14 protein-coding genes and 2 pseudogenes are annotated in these 16603 nt (G+C 64.5%); 8 read left to right on the plus strand and 8 right to left on the minus strand.

Going from position 1 to position 16603, the window contains the following annotated elements; all coding sequences use genetic code 11:
* Nucleotides 1-153: 153 nt before the first annotated feature.
* The 7 genes and pseudogenes from HV770_RS08845 to HV770_RS08875 all read left to right on the plus strand — a co-directional run bounded on the left by HV770_RS08845 (nt 154) and on the right by HV770_RS08875 (nt 5048).
* Entirely contained in the window at nt 154-486 is a 333-nt protein-coding gene (locus HV770_RS08845) for a DUF2322 family protein (protein WP_175159039.1), read from the plus strand.
* Nucleotides 487-692: 206 nt separating this feature from the next.
* Nucleotides 693-962: pseudogene (locus HV770_RS08850) on the plus strand (short-chain dehydrogenase/reductase); the annotation flags it as partial.
* A gap of 182 nt (nt 963-1144) precedes the next feature.
* On the plus strand, nt 1145-1435 hold the full coding sequence (locus HV770_RS08855; protein WP_175159040.1) for a hypothetical protein: 291 nt from the start codon (nt 1145-1147) through the stop codon (nt 1433-1435).
* The gene (locus HV770_RS08860) at nt 1436-1633 is read left to right on the plus strand and encodes a hypothetical protein (RefSeq protein ID WP_175158854.1); all 198 of its coding nucleotides are present in this window, start codon (nt 1436-1438) and stop codon (nt 1631-1633) included.
* Nucleotides 1634-1738: 105 nt separating this feature from the next.
* Nucleotides 1739-1966 (plus strand): hypothetical protein, encoded by a 228-nt coding sequence (locus HV770_RS08865; protein ID WP_175159041.1) that lies wholly within the window; start codon nt 1739-1741, stop codon nt 1964-1966.
* Between the two features lie 361 nt (nt 1967-2327).
* Complete coding sequence (locus tag HV770_RS08870; RefSeq protein ID WP_246290760.1) at nt 2328-3323, plus strand: M23 family metallopeptidase; 996 nt, start codon at nt 2328-2330, stop codon at nt 3321-3323.
* 858 nt (nt 3324-4181) lie between these two features.
* Complete coding sequence (locus tag HV770_RS08875) at nt 4182-5048, plus strand: sterol desaturase family protein (RefSeq protein WP_175159042.1); 867 nt, start codon at nt 4182-4184, stop codon at nt 5046-5048.
* A gap of 33 nt (nt 5049-5081) precedes the next feature.
* Here the strand turns inward: HV770_RS08875 and HV770_RS08880 are convergent, their stop codons facing one another.
* The 5 genes from HV770_RS08880 to HV770_RS08900 form a co-directional block, all read right to left on the minus strand.
* Nucleotides 5082-6257, minus strand: a complete 1176-nt coding sequence (locus HV770_RS08880) for an MFS transporter (protein WP_175159043.1) — start codon at nt 6255-6257, stop codon at nt 5082-5084.
* Nucleotides 6254-7048: a DeoR/GlpR family DNA-binding transcription regulator gene (locus tag HV770_RS08885; RefSeq protein ID WP_175159044.1), complete on the minus strand. Its 795-nt coding sequence runs from the start codon at nt 7046-7048 to the stop codon at nt 6254-6256. Before HV770_RS08885 ends, HV770_RS08880 begins: the two co-directional genes overlap by 4 nt.
* Before the next feature lie 226 nt (nt 7049-7274).
* Nucleotides 7275-8807: a PepSY-associated TM helix domain-containing protein gene (locus tag HV770_RS08890; RefSeq protein WP_175159045.1), complete on the minus strand. Its 1533-nt coding sequence runs from the start codon at nt 8805-8807 to the stop codon at nt 7275-7277.
* A gap of 84 nt (nt 8808-8891) precedes the next feature.
* Nucleotides 8892-11351, minus strand: a complete 2460-nt coding sequence (locus tag HV770_RS08895) for a TonB-dependent receptor (protein ID WP_246290761.1) — start codon at nt 11349-11351, stop codon at nt 8892-8894.
* An 82-nt stretch (nt 11352-11433) separates the two neighbouring features.
* Nucleotides 11434-11844: a DUF2946 domain-containing protein gene (locus HV770_RS08900; RefSeq protein ID WP_175159046.1), complete on the minus strand. Its 411-nt coding sequence runs from the start codon at nt 11842-11844 to the stop codon at nt 11434-11436.
* Nucleotides 11845-12044: 200 nt separating this feature from the next.
* Here HV770_RS08900 and HV770_RS08905 point away from each other — a divergent pair, with 200 nt between their 5' ends.
* Nucleotides 12045-14246 (plus strand): tetratricopeptide repeat protein, encoded by a 2202-nt coding sequence (locus HV770_RS08905; RefSeq protein WP_175159047.1) that lies wholly within the window; start codon nt 12045-12047, stop codon nt 14244-14246.
* On the opposite strand, the gene HV770_RS08910 is transcribed toward HV770_RS08905, so the two are convergent.
* From HV770_RS08910 to HV770_RS08920, 3 genes and pseudogenes are all read right to left on the minus strand, one after another.
* Nucleotides 14189-14857, minus strand: a complete 669-nt coding sequence (locus HV770_RS08910) for an O-methyltransferase (protein ID WP_175159048.1) — start codon at nt 14855-14857, stop codon at nt 14189-14191. The two genes, HV770_RS08905 and HV770_RS08910, sit on opposite strands and share 58 nt — an antisense overlap.
* A 192-nt stretch (nt 14858-15049) precedes the next feature.
* Nucleotides 15050-16360 carry a LysR substrate-binding domain-containing protein gene (locus tag HV770_RS08915; RefSeq protein WP_175159049.1) on the minus strand — a complete coding sequence of 437 codons (1311 nt, stop codon included), beginning with the start codon at nt 16358-16360 and terminating at the stop codon, nt 15050-15052.
* Nucleotides 16360-16566: pseudogene (locus HV770_RS08920) on the minus strand (GntR family transcriptional regulator); the annotation flags it as partial. The gene HV770_RS08915 and the pseudogene HV770_RS08920, both read right to left, overlap by 1 nt.
* Nucleotides 16567-16603 lie beyond the last annotated feature (37 nt).

Here is a 16603-nt window from a genome sequence, read left to right on the forward strand (position 1 = left end):
CGCTTTGGGGAAATGAATTGTGCCGACCGCATATCGAGGTGCGGGAGCTGACGTTCCGGTTCAGACGCCGGCCTTCGGAAGCAGGCTGCGCAAGCCTCTATCGGATAAGATACGCCCCGCTATGTATTTTTTAGAACGGAAGGAGTGTTGTCAGTGATTCAACCGAGCGGCGTATTCAAGGAAAATCTCGCACAGATGCCGGCGATCGACGGCATCGCGCGTCTCGATCTGGTCGACGGCAAGGGCATCGTGGTCGCGAGCATCGAGAACAAGCCGGGCAAGCAGGGCTCGCTCGCGCTGTACAACTATCTGCGCGAGGCATTCGGGACGCTGGACGTCAAAGCGGCCGAGGCAGGCCTCGCGCTGTTCGCCGAACATACGGCCGACGCGCGTAACCGTCCGGGCGCGCACCCGAACGTCGACCTGCTGCTTGCGATCGTGGCGGGTGGCGAGGCGTTGCGTATCGAAGTCATCGCCGCGGGTTGAGGCGAGACGTCGTGACTCGGGCCGGTTGCCTCGATTGACGCTGAGGCCACTGCCTCGGGAGCCACACACAGCGAACCCCACCTAGCTCGTTTGCTTGCTGTCTTGCTTCGCGTCGCCGCACGAGCGGCGCGAAGCTCGGCCGAATCGACAAAGAAGTTTTTGCTCTCGGCCATCCGTTCGACCATGAAGTCGATAAAAGTCTTCACGCGCTGATGATCGCGCCGGATGTGATCGCCGACTACGACGCTTCGTCGGGCGAGGTTCGCCGCAAAGCTACGCAGATGAATCACAACCAGCCCGGCGATCCGAAAAAATTGGCGCAAGCGCTCGTCGTGCTGGCCGACGCGCCGAATCCGCCGCTGCGTTTGCCGCTCGGAACCGACACGCTCGCCGCCATCGTCAGGGAAAACGCTTACCTGGAGCAGGAAACGCAGACCCGGAGAGCGCTGTCGGCCTCGACGGATTTCCCTGCATGAGAAGATTGAAGGTTGGCGATCGAAAGCGGCAGGCCAGATAGCCGCCCCCGCCTATTCTTCAGCTGAATACCGCATTTTTCCGAAGACTCCGGATTGGCTTCACAAACGGCTTCTATTCGACAGATTGAAAAGCACCGGTCCGGCACAAACTAGCGCCGTGCCATTCGCGCCAGGAGCCTGCGATGTCTTCCCGCCACGACAAAGATCACCCGTTCGAAGCCGGCTTGCCGGAGCAGGCCGTGCCCGAATCGAACTGCCCGCCGCCGGGTCGGGACGCTGCGATGCACGAGTTGCAACGTGCGTCGGAGACCGTGTTGCGCCTTGCCACGCAAACGCACGCCGCCGTCGCCCGTAGCGACATGGCCGGCGCGGAAATCGCGCGCACGTCGCTTGAACGGCAACTGACGCTGACCACGCGCATGATCGGCGGGCTTCTGTTCGGCAGCAGCGACGATCAGCCTACGACGCACTGAGTGGCCGGCAGCCACGGCGACATCAATCACAGTCTCGAACCTCTGAAAACTGAAATGAGCGTTTTAACGGTAATTCTCTGCATCTGGGCCACGCTCGCTTTCTGCGCGATCCTTTTTATCCGTGGCGCCAGCGCGCGCATCAAGCGTCCGGCGAAAACGCCGCAACGCCGTGCATCGCGCTATTCGATCGCGGAGTAACGGCGACCCAATGCTGCCGCCGCGGCGCAAGCCGGCGAGGTAACATGAAGTGCGCCAGCGCCCATGCTGGATTGCACTGACGGTACCTTCAGCGGAGGTTGTCGCATGGACACGCATTCGATTCTGGGCATGATGCACGCCGAAGAGGCTTTGCTGGTCTCCGTCGTGCGATCGTTGCCCGCGGACATCAAACGCAAGATCGCCAACGATTTCCATGAGCAGGTTCAACTCGCGGAAACCTCGCATCTGAATCCGACCAGCGATCGCGAAGCCAGCGACGCGTTCAAGGCCCATCTCAGACGGCTGTCGAACATGCTGGCTTCGTTGTCTTGAGAGAAGACGGCGGCGCGGAATTCCTCGATGCGGTGCGTCTCCGAAACAAGCCCGTGCGGCTGTCGAACAGCCGCTCGTGCCTCGTATTTCGATTCGCCCCCTGAAAAAAGCGGTAAACGCGAGCGCGGGGGCAATCCGCGCTGTCTCCACTGACGCGCCGCAATGCATGCCCAATGCACGCGCAGCCGCCAACTCCCTAGCCCCTGTTTATTGGGGGCAGCTTAATCCTCGCTTAAGAAAGCATCCCTAGGCTTGCCACCAACCTTATGCAGCGCCTCATGCAGTGACTGGGGGCGCTGATCAATAAACCCACCAGCATGTGCGTGTCGTCGGCGCACCGCCGGTCGACCGCTTTTAGTCAATGCCCCTATCTGTAGCTCGTGTCCTGCCCGGACGGGCCGGCAAAATCATCGTTGTCTGTGCGATCAGCTCCGTGTGCGCGGCCTATCTGCTGAGCCACGATCACACTGCTCGCACCGAGGACCCCGACGTCTCTCTGGTGAGCAAGGACTCGGCGAAACCTGCCGCCGCCTCACCCGCTGTGCCTGCCGCAACCAGCCCCCCCGCGACGAAGCCGCCCGCTTTCACCGTCAAGCATGCTTCGATCGAACACAGCTTCGCGGCCGCCGCGAAAGCCATGGGTGTCGATCCCGCCACCACGGCGATTCTTACGCGCGCATTCCGTGGCGAACTCAACTTTTCTCGCGATCTGCGATCCGGCGACAGCGTGAGCGCGGTGTTCGACGAAAGCGGCGACGGTGCTGCGGAGAGCGAGCCGCTCGCGGTTCGCATCGTTCGTGGCGGGACCACGCACGACGTGTTCCTGCACAAGGATCTTCGGGGCAAGCCCTTTTATTATTCCAAAGACGGCGCGAGCACCAGGCCTTCGTTCGAGCGCTATCCGTTGGAATTCACGCGGGTGTCGTCGGGCTTTTCGTTGCATCGACTCGATCCGGTACTGCATCGCTGGCAAAGTCATGACGGTGTCGACCTCGCCGCACCGGCAGGCACCCCCGTTCATGCAACGGCGCGCGGTGTGGTTCGCTTCATCGGCCGGCAGACCGGCTATGGAAAAGTGGTCGTCATTCAGAATCCGCCGCCGTATTCGACTACGTTCGCTCATCTGTCGCGCTTTGCGAAAGGCTTGCGTCGCGGCAGCCGGGTCAGTCGCGATCAGGTGATCGGCTATGTCGGCGAAACGGGTTGGGCGACCGGTCCGCATCTGCACTATGAAGTGCACGTGAACAACGTCCCACGCGATCCGCTGACCGTCGAGTTGCCGCCGAAGACACCGCTTCGCGCCGACGAGATGCCGCAGTTCAAGGCACGCGTCGCGGAATTGACGGCACTCCTGTGAGCCGGCGCGGGCCGCGACGACGCAATCCTCCGAGAGCGCAGCGACGGCGTCTCAGCTTTGCGACATGTGGGTCAGGGCTGCATAACCACTAGTTTCATCACTCAAACACCGATATGTCTGATCGAAGCGTTCGGCAAACCATTGTCAGCCGGTACGGTTACGGGTTTTCCATCGGTGGCTAGATCGCGTGCCCGATTCGTGCGGAAGCGTTGCCACCCAAACGGCCAGCGTTGCAATTCCGACTCATTGCGTGCCGTGAAGCAGGCATCAGCACGGAAACCGAATCACACGACGTTGTCCAGCAAGGCTTTGAGGTCTCGTGGCATAGCTGTTGCAATAAGCGAATCACAAAGCAAAACACGCTGCAGCCGGAGATACAAAGCAGTACCACGCAGTGAACAAATGCCGGCAGCAGCAAATGTCTTCGTGGATCGCGTTCGGGGAAATCGACGCATCTCACGGGGTGCGGCGGGGCCAACAAAAATACGGATGTCAATAAAACAACGACGCCGGTGGCCGATACGGCATGTATCGACCGCCCGCGATCGTGACGACGTGTGACGCGGGGGCCTCGCCACTTTTTTCGTCCAGAGCGTGCGAGCGCCACGGACCCGAGCGTGAGTCGGACGGAAGATTGCTGAAACTGCGATGCCGTTCGATACCCATCGGGCCCGACGTCGACATGACCCTTCGCATTCGTACCACCAAAGCCCACGCGAACCGAACGCTTGCGTACCACCCGGCGGGCTGCGAAGATCGCATTAAAGCCCTGTCATCCTCGGCTTTGCGTCGAGCCGCGCCACGCCGGCCAGCTGCACGGCGAGGCGCCTCTGATACACCGTGGTCACGGGGAGTCCCATGTTTGCGTCAAGTCCGTTTTCCGGCCTGCTGCACCACGCGAGCCTCTGGCTGCAAGCGTACGCGCTCGTGCTGGTCATGATGGGCGTGGGGGCGTTGCTGGAGCGGCGCTGGCCCGCCACGCTGCTGCAGTCGCGCGCGGGGCAGCGACTGAATATGGCCTATGCGGGTTTGTATCTGGCGCTCGTGGAGGCGGTGAAGCCGTTGGCTGCGGCAGCGAGCGTCGCAATCGTGAACGCGCTCGGCGGCGGCATGGTCGTGCTGGTGTCGCGGGGATGGGGTGCGCTGGCGTCGTTCGTGATCGTGCTGCTGACCATCGATCTGCTCGAATACGCATTCCACCGCCTGCAGCACACCTGGCCCGTGCTGTGGAAGCTGCATTCGCTGCACCATAGCGCGGTCGATTTCAACGTCACGGTGACGTTGCGGCATCACTGGTCTGAAGCGCTGATCAGGGGCTGTCTGCTGTATCCGCTGGTCGGTGTGCTGTTCAGGGTCGAGCCGTGGATCGCCGGGGCGACTTCCGTCGTATTCATGTTCGGCAATTATTTTGCGCATCTGAATCTGCGCGTGGATCTTGGCCGCTACGTCACGTGGATCAACAATCCGCAATATCACCGCTTGCATCACTCGACCCGCGCCGAGCATTTCGATCACAATTTCACGCAACTGTTGCCGCTGTGGGACCACCTGTTCGGCACGCTGTGGGTGCCGGCGAAACACGAGTGGCCCGCCACCGGTCTCGACGACGGCACGCAGCCGCACTCGCTGCTCGGCGCGATCAGCTGGCCGCTGGGCGTGCACGTCGGGCGCGCGCTTGCGCTCGAGCGCGAGCCGCTCGCGCTGCTGGACAAGGAAACGAAGTGACGGTGCCGAGCGCGCGGAGATCGGGCCGCTGAATCAGGCGAGCCGCGCGCTGCGCACCGCCTTGCCACCGAGCAGGCAAACGATCGCCGTCGCCATCACGAGCACGCACAACGCCACGCGCAAGCCGAGCACGCCTGCGCCGAGGCCGATCAACGGCGGTCCGACCAGGAAGCCGGCATAGCCAGCGGTAGCCGCCATCGACACACCCGTCGCTGGCGTCACGGTCGAGCGGCCCGCCGCGCTGAAAATCACCGGAACGATATTCGCGAGGCCGACGCCGGCCATCGCAAAGCCCACGCATGCGGTCAGCACGCTCGGCAGACTCAGCACCAGCGCGAGTCCCGCCACCGCAACGAGCCCGCCAAGCGCGACGACCCGGCTCGAACCGAAACGGCGCACCGACACATCGCCGACGATGCGGCAGGCCGCCATCGAAAACGCAAACGCGGAATAGCCGATGGCGGCGACGCTCGCCTCCTGATTCAGGGTCGAGCGCAAGTACACCGCGCTCCAGTCGGCGACCGCGCCTTCCACGAGCATGCACAGAAACGCGAGCATCGCCAGTTTCATCACGCCGCCGCTCGGCCACGCGAATCCACTGGATGCCACGGCCGCGCGCGGACCGAGGTCGCGCAACGCCAGCGTCGCCGCGCTGACGATCAGCACGGCAATGAACACGTCCGGCGCGAGCAGTCCGCCGATCACACCGACGCTGCCTTTCTGCAACATCGCACCCGTCGCCGCGCCGAGCAGTCCGCCCGCACTCCAGGCGGCGTGAAACGATGACATGATCGGCGCGCGCCACTGCGTTTCGATGGTGCTGGCGTGGCCGTTCATCGACACGTCGAGCGCGCCGTTCGCCGCGCCGAGCGCGAACAGGACGAGACACAGCACGGCCAGGCTGGGCGCGAACGCGGGCAGCGGCAACGCGATGACGAACGCCGCGCCGAGCAGCGCGGTCGCGCGGCCGCTGCCGAAGCGCGGCGCGAGTTGTCCGGCCAATGGCATGGCGACGATGGCGCCCAGCGCAAACGCGAACAGCGCGATACCGAGCGACGTGTCGCTGAGCGCGAGACTTTCCTTGATGCGCGGCACTTCGACGGCCCACGCGCCGATGCCGAAGCCGTTGGCGAGAAACACGCCGACGGTCGCAATGCGCTCCTTGAGCGGCTTGACGTGGTTCACCTGAGCGTTGGCGAGTGCGTTCATGAGCGGGCCACCATCACGTTGTCGCAGACCGCTTCGAGACTCGTGAGTCGCGCGGGCGGCACGTCGGCTTCGACGAACAGATAGTCGATGGCCGCGGCCGGCGCCACCGAAAAGGGCGCGGCGGTCATCAGCTTCTCCGAGGTCAGCGCGATGGCGATCTGGCCGCTTGCTTTCACCATCGCCCGTTTGAGTTCGGCATCTTCGGCATCGAATGCGGCGACGCCTTCGTCGGGATCGAGCGCGCAGGCGCCGAGAAAGCACAGGTCGGCGCGGACTTGCTGGATCTGCAGCAACGCGGTCGCGCCGAGCGCGCCCGCCGCGCCGCGCGTCATGCGCCCGCCGACCAGGATCACGTCGAAGCCCGGGCGGGTCAGCAGACGGCTGCACGCCTCGGGCGAATTGGTCACGACGGTCAGGTCCGCGTTGTCGGGCAGGGCCGCAGCGATCGCGACATTGGTCGAGCCGGCGTCGAGCAGAATGATCTGCTTCGGGCGCACGATCGAGGCCGCCGCGCTCGCGAGGCGCGCCTTTCGGTCCACGGCTTCGCTCATGCGAACGGCGGCAGGCTTATCGGCGGGCGAGATCAGCAAAGCGCCGCCGTAGACGCGCTTGCAATGTCCCTGTTCGGCCAGATCACGCAGATGCCGCCGCACCGTGTGCTCCGAGGTCTGAAGTTCGGCGGCAAGCGCGGCCGCCAGCACGCGTCCGTGCGTGCGCAGCCGCTCCAGAATCACCTGTTCGCGCTGCTCGGGCAGCAATCCGTTTAGGGCTTCTTCACGCGTTCGCTGCATTTGTCCACCTTGCTGTTTGGCTTGAATCGATCATAAACGAGCAAAATATAGCGTAAATGTGCGATGTGTGCAACGCTGTTTAGAAAAGGCGAGAAAGTCCATGAGGAGCGGAGCCGCCGCGCGAAGGGGGGCTGCCAGGAGAATGCGCCGCCTGGCACGGCAAGACCACGGATGCTGCCACGGCCCGAGCGGATCGAAGTACGCGTCGGTAAGGCGGCTAGTTCGTCTAGCCGCGGGTCAAACGCCGCGAAGTCCGGGCAAAAAACATCCAGTCGAGCACCCACACCGCGACAAGCGTCGCGCCCATCAGCGGAAAAACGATGCCGAGCAGAACGAGGCCGGTTTTCCAGCCGCGCATCGGCGGCGCGCCGCGTTCGCGCGATGGCGCGCCGAGCGTGCGCTGCGGCCGCCGCATCCACCACATCACGCAGCCCGTCACGGCCATCGCCGCGAGGCCGAGCGAAATCGCGGCGCACAGAATCTGATTGGCGAGCCCGAAGTAGCGGCCCATATGCAGCGATGTCCCGTACGACACGGCCTTCGATACCGCGCCATAGTCGCTGTAACGGATGTCCTTCAGCACCGCGCCGCTGTATTGGTCGATGTACAGCGTGCGCTCGTTCTTCGGATCGTCGGGAAAGTACGAGACCGTGTACACGCCGGTCGCGGACGTCGGCAGCACGATGCTGTAGCCGTCCTTCACGCCGAGCGACGCGGCGATTTCGACGATGCGCCCGAGCGTTAGTGATTGCGGCGCGTCGGCGTCCGCGCCGTCATGGGTGACGGCGGAGGACGGCACGCGCGTGTTGCCGACCGCCCAGGGAGTGAGCGGCAGAGGCAGGTCGTCCATCACCATGCCGGGCATCGAGTCCGCGCCGGACGAGTGGCCGCCGTGTTCGTCGCGTGCGTCTCGTGTGGAGTTAGCTTCGCCTCCCGCAGGCCTATTCATCGACGAGTCTCGCTCGCGCCGCGCGCCCGGCAGCGCGGAGCGCAACGGCAAGCCGCCCCACGAACCCGGCGGCGCGCCGAGATTCGCCGCTGTCGCGAGCGCTTTAAACTGCTTGCCCCACGAACCCGACCAGGGCAGACCCGTCAACACGAATGCGAGCGCGCCGAGCGCGAGCCAGATGCCCATCACGGCATGCAGGTTCCTCCACAGTGCGCGCCCTTTGAGCGTGAAGCGCGGCAGCAACGTTGCGCGGGCGGTGGTTTTCTCGCGCGGCCACCAGAGCGCGACGCCGGTGCCGATCATCACCAGCGTCCAGCATGCGGCGAACTCCATCAGCAGTTCGCCGGGTTTGCCGAGCAACAGCTTGCGATGCAGCATCCGGTCTACCTGCATGAAGCGCCGCTCGACGCTCAAGGTCCCCAGCACTTCGCCGTTGTACGGATTCAGATAGACGCTCTCCTTGTTGCCGTCGGCGAGACGGAAGACGTACTCGGCGCTGCGGCGCGGATCGCTCGCCATGACGGCGGTCACCGCGCTCGAGCCAGGCGGCATTGCCGCGCGGGCCTTCGCAAGTAGCGCGTTGTCGGGCAGCCGGGGCGTCGCCTGCGATTCGACCATCAGCCGATGGCGATATAGCAGCGGCTCGATTTGCGGCTGGAAGCAATACAGCGTGCCGGTGATCGCGAGCACGACCAGAAACGGCATCACGAAGAGGCCGGCGTAGAAGTGCCAGCGCCAGAGTGTTCGATAGCCGGGATTCGTGGCGCCGGTGGCGGGGCTGATGCGTTGAGCGGCGGTAGTGGTGGACATGCAATCCTCGTCAGGCATGAATGGGTCGGTCGGCTTGCGCTCGTGAGGCGCTCATGTCGAGCGCCCGCAGGCGCCCGCAAGCGCTCAGATGCGCAGCTTCGCCTCCACATAAAACGTGCGGCCCGGATACGGGTGATAAACGAAGTAGCGCGCGTCGAACAGGTTGTCGACGCCGATGCCGATCTCGCTCAGCTTCGTCGGTCTGAAGGTGAATTTCGCGTCCGCTACTGTGTACGAACTCGTGCCGCCGAAGACGTCCGGGTTCGTGTCGGTATTGGTCAGCGTGTTGTACTGACGTCCCGAGTAGCGCGCGGCGAGCGTGAGCGCGGCGCGTTCGTCGAAGTGATAGGTCGCGGCGATATCCGCACGCCACAGCGGAATCCGGTAGAAGTACTTGCCGACCGTGGCCGGGTTCTGCGCGTTGGCAATGATCTTCGATTGCGTATAAGCGACGCTTGCCAGCAGATCCAGACCGCGCACCAGCACGTCCTGTCCCGAGTAGCTCGTTTCGACGCCGCGCGAACGAACCTTGCCGATGTTCTGGAAGTTGGTCACGTTGGGAATCACGGTCGTGTCGGTCTGACTGAAGATCGTGTTCTTCACGTCGTCCTGGAACAGCGAGAAGCGGAACACGCCGTTCCAGTGCGCCCATTCGGCGCTCAGTTCCTTCGACAGGTCGTCTTCGGGTTTCAGGTTCGGATTGTTGTTGACGATCGACGAGCCGTTGATTTGCCCCTGGAACAATTCGCTCACGGTCGGAAAGCGGTAAGCGCGGCCAATCGATGCGCGCAAAGTCAGATCGTCGCTGACGTCGAACGACAACGACGCCTTCGGTGAAAAGTGACTCTGGCTCGCATCGCCAAACGCAACGGTCTTGCCGGGCAGCGACTGCGCGCCGTCATAGGCTTGCCAGTTTTCGTAGCGCACGCCGTAGACGAGCTTCCAGCGCGGCAGAAAACGCCAGGCGTCCTGCGCGTACAGCGCCTGGGTCTGCGTCTTGCCGACGAACGCGTTCGCAAACGACGTCGCATCGCCGTCGCGCCAGTTCAGCGTGTTGTAGCCCTGGTTGTCGAGGAAGTAATTGTCGTAGTGATAGCCGAAGCTCAGCGCGTGATTCAGAAGACCGGCCTGAGTCGTCACCGGCGTATACGTGCCGCGCAGATCGAGCGTTTTCCAGCCGGTGCCGTCACCGAAGATCACCGTGCCCGGACCGTTGCCCGGCGCGCCGGAATTCGCGGTGCGCGCGACGCTGTTGCTGATGTCGTAGTACGAAGCAATCGCCTCGCCGTTCCAGCCGGTCGCGTTGCGCGTTTTGAGCGAGAGTCCGTACAGCCAGTTTTCGCTGTTTCCGCGGCTCGGCGCGAATGCGGCCTCGGGAATTGTGTAGCGGTAGCCGCCTATCGACACCGTGCCGCTGTACACGGGGTTGCCATTTTCATCGCGCAGGAAGGTCGAGGTCTGGCTATCGTAGGTCTGGTGCCAGTAGCCGAGCGTGAAGCCCGCTTGCAGGGTCGGCGTGAAGTCGTACTGCATCTTCAGCTTGAACTGGTCCTGCACCGTGTGTTCGATGCCTTCGCCGTTCACGCCGAGGACGGTGGTCGGCGTGTTGGTCTGGTTGTTGTAAAAGTACGCGCCGGTCACGGGCGTATCGCCGGCCTTCGCGGGTGTGCGCGATTGCGCGAGCGTCGCGAACTGCAATGGCTGGCTGGTGTTCTCCAGGTGATTCACGCCGAGCAGATATGAGAACTTGCCGATCCGGTCGCCGATCGACGCGCTCATTTCGCTGCCGTTGAAATTGCGGTTCACACCGTACAGGCTGAAGTGCTGGGTGAACGCCTTGACGTCAGCGTTAGCTTCGAATTGCTTCGGCATGCGCGTGCTGATGAGCACCGTCGCACCGAGCGAGTTGCCCGGATATAGCGCTGAATACGGACCGTAGATCACGTCGACCTGCTGGATCTCGTCGGGATACACCATCGACCAGCGCGGCGCGAACGTGAAGCTGTTGCCGAGCAAATTGGAGAGCAGCAGACCGTCCGCGTAGACGAGACCGCGCGCGCTTTGCGCGTTGCTCGTGCCGCGCACGGCGATCAGCGAATTCAGATCGCCGATGAAGCGCTTGCGCACGGCGAGATTCGGCATGTACTTCAGCACGTCTTCGGTGTTGACGACGTTCCAGTTGGCAAACTGCTCGCGTGTGACGGTTTCGACCGATGCCGGCACATTCGGATCGACGGCGCGCGGCGCGGCGGCCGCATTTGCATTGGCGCTGACGCTGAGCGCGGGCAGCGTGGCCTCCGTGTTCGTGCTGTCGGCGGCGTGGGCCGACGACGATACCAGGGCCGGCACCAACGCCGACACGCAGGCCGGAATCAGCGCCGGCCAGTACGCGGGAAAACCCGCCGCGAAGAACGGCTGTCGCAACCGCCGAGACGGGACAACGCGTGGGACACCACGCAAGACGCCGCGCACGTCACGAGGCACTTCAAGACGCGCGTTGCGGCGCACGCAAAGGGACAGGCTTCGCAGGGCGAAGTTGAACATGAACGTTTCCTTGATGCATTGAACAGACGATCGCGCGCACCCGCGACGGGCGCGACGAAGGCGCGATCAGGACTGGCAGTGATCAGGAAACGGCAGGTGGGGCTCGAGGGCGTCCCGAGGGAAACGCGCCGAGTGGCGTGAAGCGGGTGGAGAGCGTGGGCGGCGCGGTGCCGGCCAACGCGAGGGTGGCGAGGGGTTCGACGGCGGCGACCGTCGGCATCGCGACATGATGTTCGAGCAGATGACAGTAGCCGCACGCGCCGAAGGCGTCGTCGTGGCTCAGATGCACCGGCTCGGGGGCGGTGTGGGCGGCCTGTGCAACCAGGCCGGCCTCGCTCGCGCCGGACGGCTGGAGCGCCGAACAGAGCGCGGCAATCGGCTCGTGCGCCCGGTGCGACATCAGCATCTGACTCACGAGCGGCGCGAACACGACGAGCCACATGGCGAACAGGCCAAGCCAGGCAGTCGTGCGGTTGCGGGATCGTAGCGTCATGATGGTCGGGATGAAGGCGGGGCGATTCTAACATTGCCGCGCGATCCTTTCTCGCGTGATGCCGGTTATAGCGGTGGAATAGACGGCAAAAAGCCGCTCATTTCCGCGCGCCGGAGCCGCGACGGATCACTTAAGCTGCCGGTTGCACGCAACGCCGCGCGTCTGGCCGGCGCCGTGCCGCTTGCCTTTCTTCTTCGCTTATGACGCCCACGCAGACGCTCGCTTTCCCGATCGCCGACATCAATCAGCAGGCCGTCACGTTATGTTCGGCCGGACAGTTCGCCGCGGCCCTGGCGATGGTGACGCCGCTGCTGGACGACAGGACGCTGCCGGACGACACACGCGCCGACGCGCTGAACATCGCGGGCGCCTGTTCGTTTGCGTTGCGCAACGTGGCGGATGCGGAACGCCATTGGCGCGAGTGCCTGCGCGTCAAGCCCACCTACGCCGAGGTGTACGGCAGTCTCGGCGCGCTGTTCAGATCGCTTGGACGCCTGTCCGCCGCCAAGGCGATGTATCGTCAGCTGGTGGCGCTGCAACCGCATCGCGCCGACGCTCATCATCATCTCGGCGCCGTGCTGTACGGGCTCGGTTACAAGGAGGCGGCGGAAGCGTCGTATCGTCACGCGCTGGCCCTGCGCCCCGACTATGCGGAGGCTCACTACAACCGGGGCATCGTGCTGCGCGATCTGCGCCGCCCGCAGGAAGCCGAAGCAGCTTATCGCGAGGCGCTGAGCGGTCTGCACGATTACGCGGAGGTGCACAACAACCTCGGCAGCGTGCTGGTGGAACTCGGCCGCCACGAGGAAGCCGACGCGGCGTATCGTCAGGCACTCAGCATCCGGCCACAGTATCCGGAGGCGCTCAACAACCTGGGCGGCGTGTTGAAGACGGCGCACCGGTTCGTCGAAGCGGAGTTGGCCTGCCGGCTCGCGCTGACTATCCGGCCGGACTATGCGCAGGCGCACCTGAACCTCGGCGCGGTGCTGGTGGACCTCGGGCGTTTGTCCGAAGCCGAGGCCGCCTACCGTGAAGCGATTGCCTGCCGCCCCGACTACGCCGAGGCGCACTACAACCTCGGCATCGCGCTGTTCAGGCAGGAGCGTCTGGTCGATGCCGAGCAGGCCTACCGCGAAGCGATTCGCTGGCAGCCCGGCATCGCGCACGCGCATAACAACCTGGGCTGCGTGCTCCGTTTGCTCGACCGCTTCCCGGAGGCAATCGAGGCCTTTCAGCGGACGCTCGAAATCTGCCCCGACCTGGCCGAAGCGCATTTCAACCTCGCCAGTGCGTTGACGCGATCCGGGCAGCTGCACGAGGCCGAACGCGGCTACCGCGAGGCGCTTGCCCTACGACACGACTATGCGGACGCCCGCTTCGGTCTGGCCGCGCTGCTGCTCGGCCTGGGCCGCTTCGACGAAGGCTGGCAACTGTACGAGAGCCGCTACGGGCAGCCGTCGTTCGTGCATCACCAGACTCGCGCCTTGCTCGCATGCCCGCAGTGGCAGGGGGACACGCTCGCCGGTAAGTCCCTGCTCGTTTGGCAGGAAGACGGCCTCGGCGACATGCTGCAGTTCAGCCGTTATTTCGCATTACTTAAAGCGCAGGGAGCCACGCATATCACGTTCGCGTGCGCGCCGGCGTTGCATCGGCTGATGGCTCGCGTCGACGGCGTGGACGCCGTGCTCGATCATGTCGCCGCGATGGCGCGCGCGTCGAGCTACGACTGCTGGACGAGTCTCCTGAGCGCACCGTTCTATCTGCGCACGACCCTCGATACGATTCCGTGTGCCGTGCAACTGCCGGTCGACCCCGCGCTCGTCGAACAATGGCGGCCGATGCTCGATGCGCTGGCGCCGTGCCGCAAGATCGGTCTGGTCTGGAAGGGCAACGCGAAACACCATAACGACGCGAATCGCTCCATTCCCTCATTGACGACGCTTGCGCCGCTCTGGCGCGTGCCCGGCCTGAGTTTCGTGAGTCTGCAAAAAGGGCTGGGCGAGGACGAAGCGCGCGATCCGCCAGACGGTCAGCCGTTGCTCGATCTCGGCGCGAAGGTGACGGATTTCGCCGATAGCGCCGCCATCGTCGCGCAACTCGATCTGGTCATTTGCGTGGATACGTCCATCGCGCATCTGGCTGCGTCGCTGGGCAAGCCCTGCTGGGTGCTGCTGCCGGAGCGAGACCCCGACTGGCGCTGGATGCACGAACGCGACGATTCGCCGTGGTATCCCGACGCGTTGCGGCTGTTTCGCCGCGCGCCGGGCGAAGGGTGGTCCGCGTCGGTCGAGCGGGTCAGGCAGGCGTGCGCCGAGCGTTTCGGCGCGGCGCCGCCTCACGCGCATCAGCTTGACACGAGCGTCATCGAGAAGCCGTCCCATCCTTTCGAGCCGACGGTCTGAATCGCGGTCGAGTCGAGGCGCGGATTCATTGCGAGCAGTCTGAAGAATTCGTGCAGACCGATGACGTCGGGGTCGGTATTCGCCGCATCGGCAATGCGGCCCGCGCGTATCACGTTGTCGCCGACGATCAGCGTGCCGGGCCGGCTCAGTTGCACCGACAGGCGTAAATAGTCGGGATAGTTCTTCTTGTCGGCGTCGAGAAAGATCATGTCGAACGGTTCGACGCCATCCGTGACGAACTTGTCGAGCGTCTGCGCGGCCGCGCCGATCACGATCGAGACAACGCCCGACAAACCGGCTCGCTGGACGTTGGCGCGCGCCACCTCGGCGTTCCCGGGATTCGCTTCGAGCGAGATGAGCCGGCCGTCCGGCGGCAGTGCTCTGGCGAGCCAGATCGTGCTGTAGGCGCCTAACGTGCCGACTTCGAGAATTCGCCGCGCGCCGCGCAACTTCGCGAGCAGATGCAGCAGCTTGCCCTGATTGGGCGCCACGTTGATCGACGGCAGCCCGGCCGCTGCGCTCGCCTCCAGCGCGGCATCGAGCGCGGCGTCCTGCGGCAGCAAGCGGCTCGTCAGATAGTTGTCCATCGCATTCCACTGTTCCTGATTCATCGTCTCACCTGGTCATGTGCCGATATGGAATAAGGTACGTTGTAGCAGAAAAGCGGACGGTGCACTGTTGGGCAGCGCCGGCTGCCTCGACATCAACTCGGTTTCGCCAAACACCAAGCAACATGCGCAGGCGTGCATCGAGGGCGCCAGCGCGCACTACGTCGAAGCAGCCGTGATGGCGTCCGTGCCGCCCTATGGCCTTGCCGTTCCGATGCTGATTGTGCGCGTGACGTCCACCACCGAGAGCCGGATCGCATCGATCAACGCGCGCGCCGCCGGTGACGGCGTGCCGGCCGCGCGCACGGTCAGGCCGATGTCGCGCCGCGTGTTGTGAAGGTGCACGTCGAGCACCACCAGTTGTCCCGATTGCACCTCGTGATGCAACTGCTGCGCCGACAGCGCGGCCGCCATGTCCGTGCCGAGCAGCAGGCCGCGTATTACCGCCAGGTCGGCGGTTTCGACCGTGGGCAACGGCGGCTTCACCTTCATCCGCTTGAATTGCGTCTCGAACAGCGCGCGCGCCGGCGAGTGGCTGCGCGGCAGGATCCATTGCACGTCGCGCAGGCCCATGACGGTCAGGCCTTGCTCAAGCGTCAGCGGATGATCGCGGCGCACCAGTACCACCATGTTTTCCGACATCAGGCGCTCGTTCTTCAGGCCGCTCGACGCGTCGTTGTTGCGCAGCGCGCCGAGAATGAAGTCGATGTCGCCCGCGCGCAGACCGGCCACCAGCGTCTCGTACGAGCTTTCGTCGGTGACGACGCGCACGCCGGGATTCTGCGAGGTCATCCGCGCGATTGCTTTGGGCAGGATTAGCGTGCGCCCGAGCGGCAATGCGCCGACCGTCACCGAGCCTTGAATCTTGCCGTGCAATGCCGCGATATCGTCGGGCACGTGCCGCAGTTCGTTCAATGCTCGACGCACGTGCAGCAGAAACGTTTCGCCTTCGGCGGTGAGCAGGATGCCGCGCGGGCTTCGATGAAACAGACTCATGCCCGAGCCGCTCTCCAGCACGCGAATCGCGGCGCTCACCGCGGGTTGGCTGATGCCGAAGGTCTTCGCCGCGCTCGGCATATGCCGATGCCGCGCAAGCGCCGCGAGCAACTGCAGCCGCCGTGTGTTGAGCAGATACGCCGGCAACGCGCCTTCCGCCGCGGGACGGCGGCGCGCCTGACGCGCGGCGCACCACTGCGCGAGCTGTTCCAGTTCCGCGAAAATCCGCTCGCAACGATGCAGCACGGCGCGGCCGACGGGCGTGGGCAGCATGCCCGACGGGCCGCGCTCGAAGAGCGGCTCACCGAGCGCCGATTCCAGTTCCTGCACCGAACGCGTCACCGCCGACTGTGCGCGAAACAGCGCCGCGGCCGCACGCGTCGCGCTGCCCATTTCGGCGACGAGCCGGAACGCGCGCAGTTGCGCAAGGTTGAGCAGGTCTTTGCTGTTCAAGGACGACGGCGTTTTGGCCGGCGCCGCGTCGCTGGCCATCGACGTGTTGTCGCTCATCACGCGGCCCCCGCGATCAGATGCAACCACGACAGCGACAGATTCAGGCTTTCCTTCGAGAGCTGGGTGTGCTCTTTCATCAACGCATCGACGCGCGCGCCTTCGCCCTTCTTCAGCGCATCCACGATCGCATGATGCTGGCGATGCGCATACATCAGCATCATGAACTGTCGCTCGCGCGCGGCTTCGTCGAAGGCGATCGTGAAGGTTGCCTGCTGGGTCGTCTCGTTCATTGTTGTCTGC

Source organism: Paraburkholderia fynbosensis (assembly GCF_902859935.1).
Lineage (GTDB): Bacteria > Pseudomonadota > Gammaproteobacteria > Burkholderiales > Burkholderiaceae > Paraburkholderia > Paraburkholderia fynbosensis.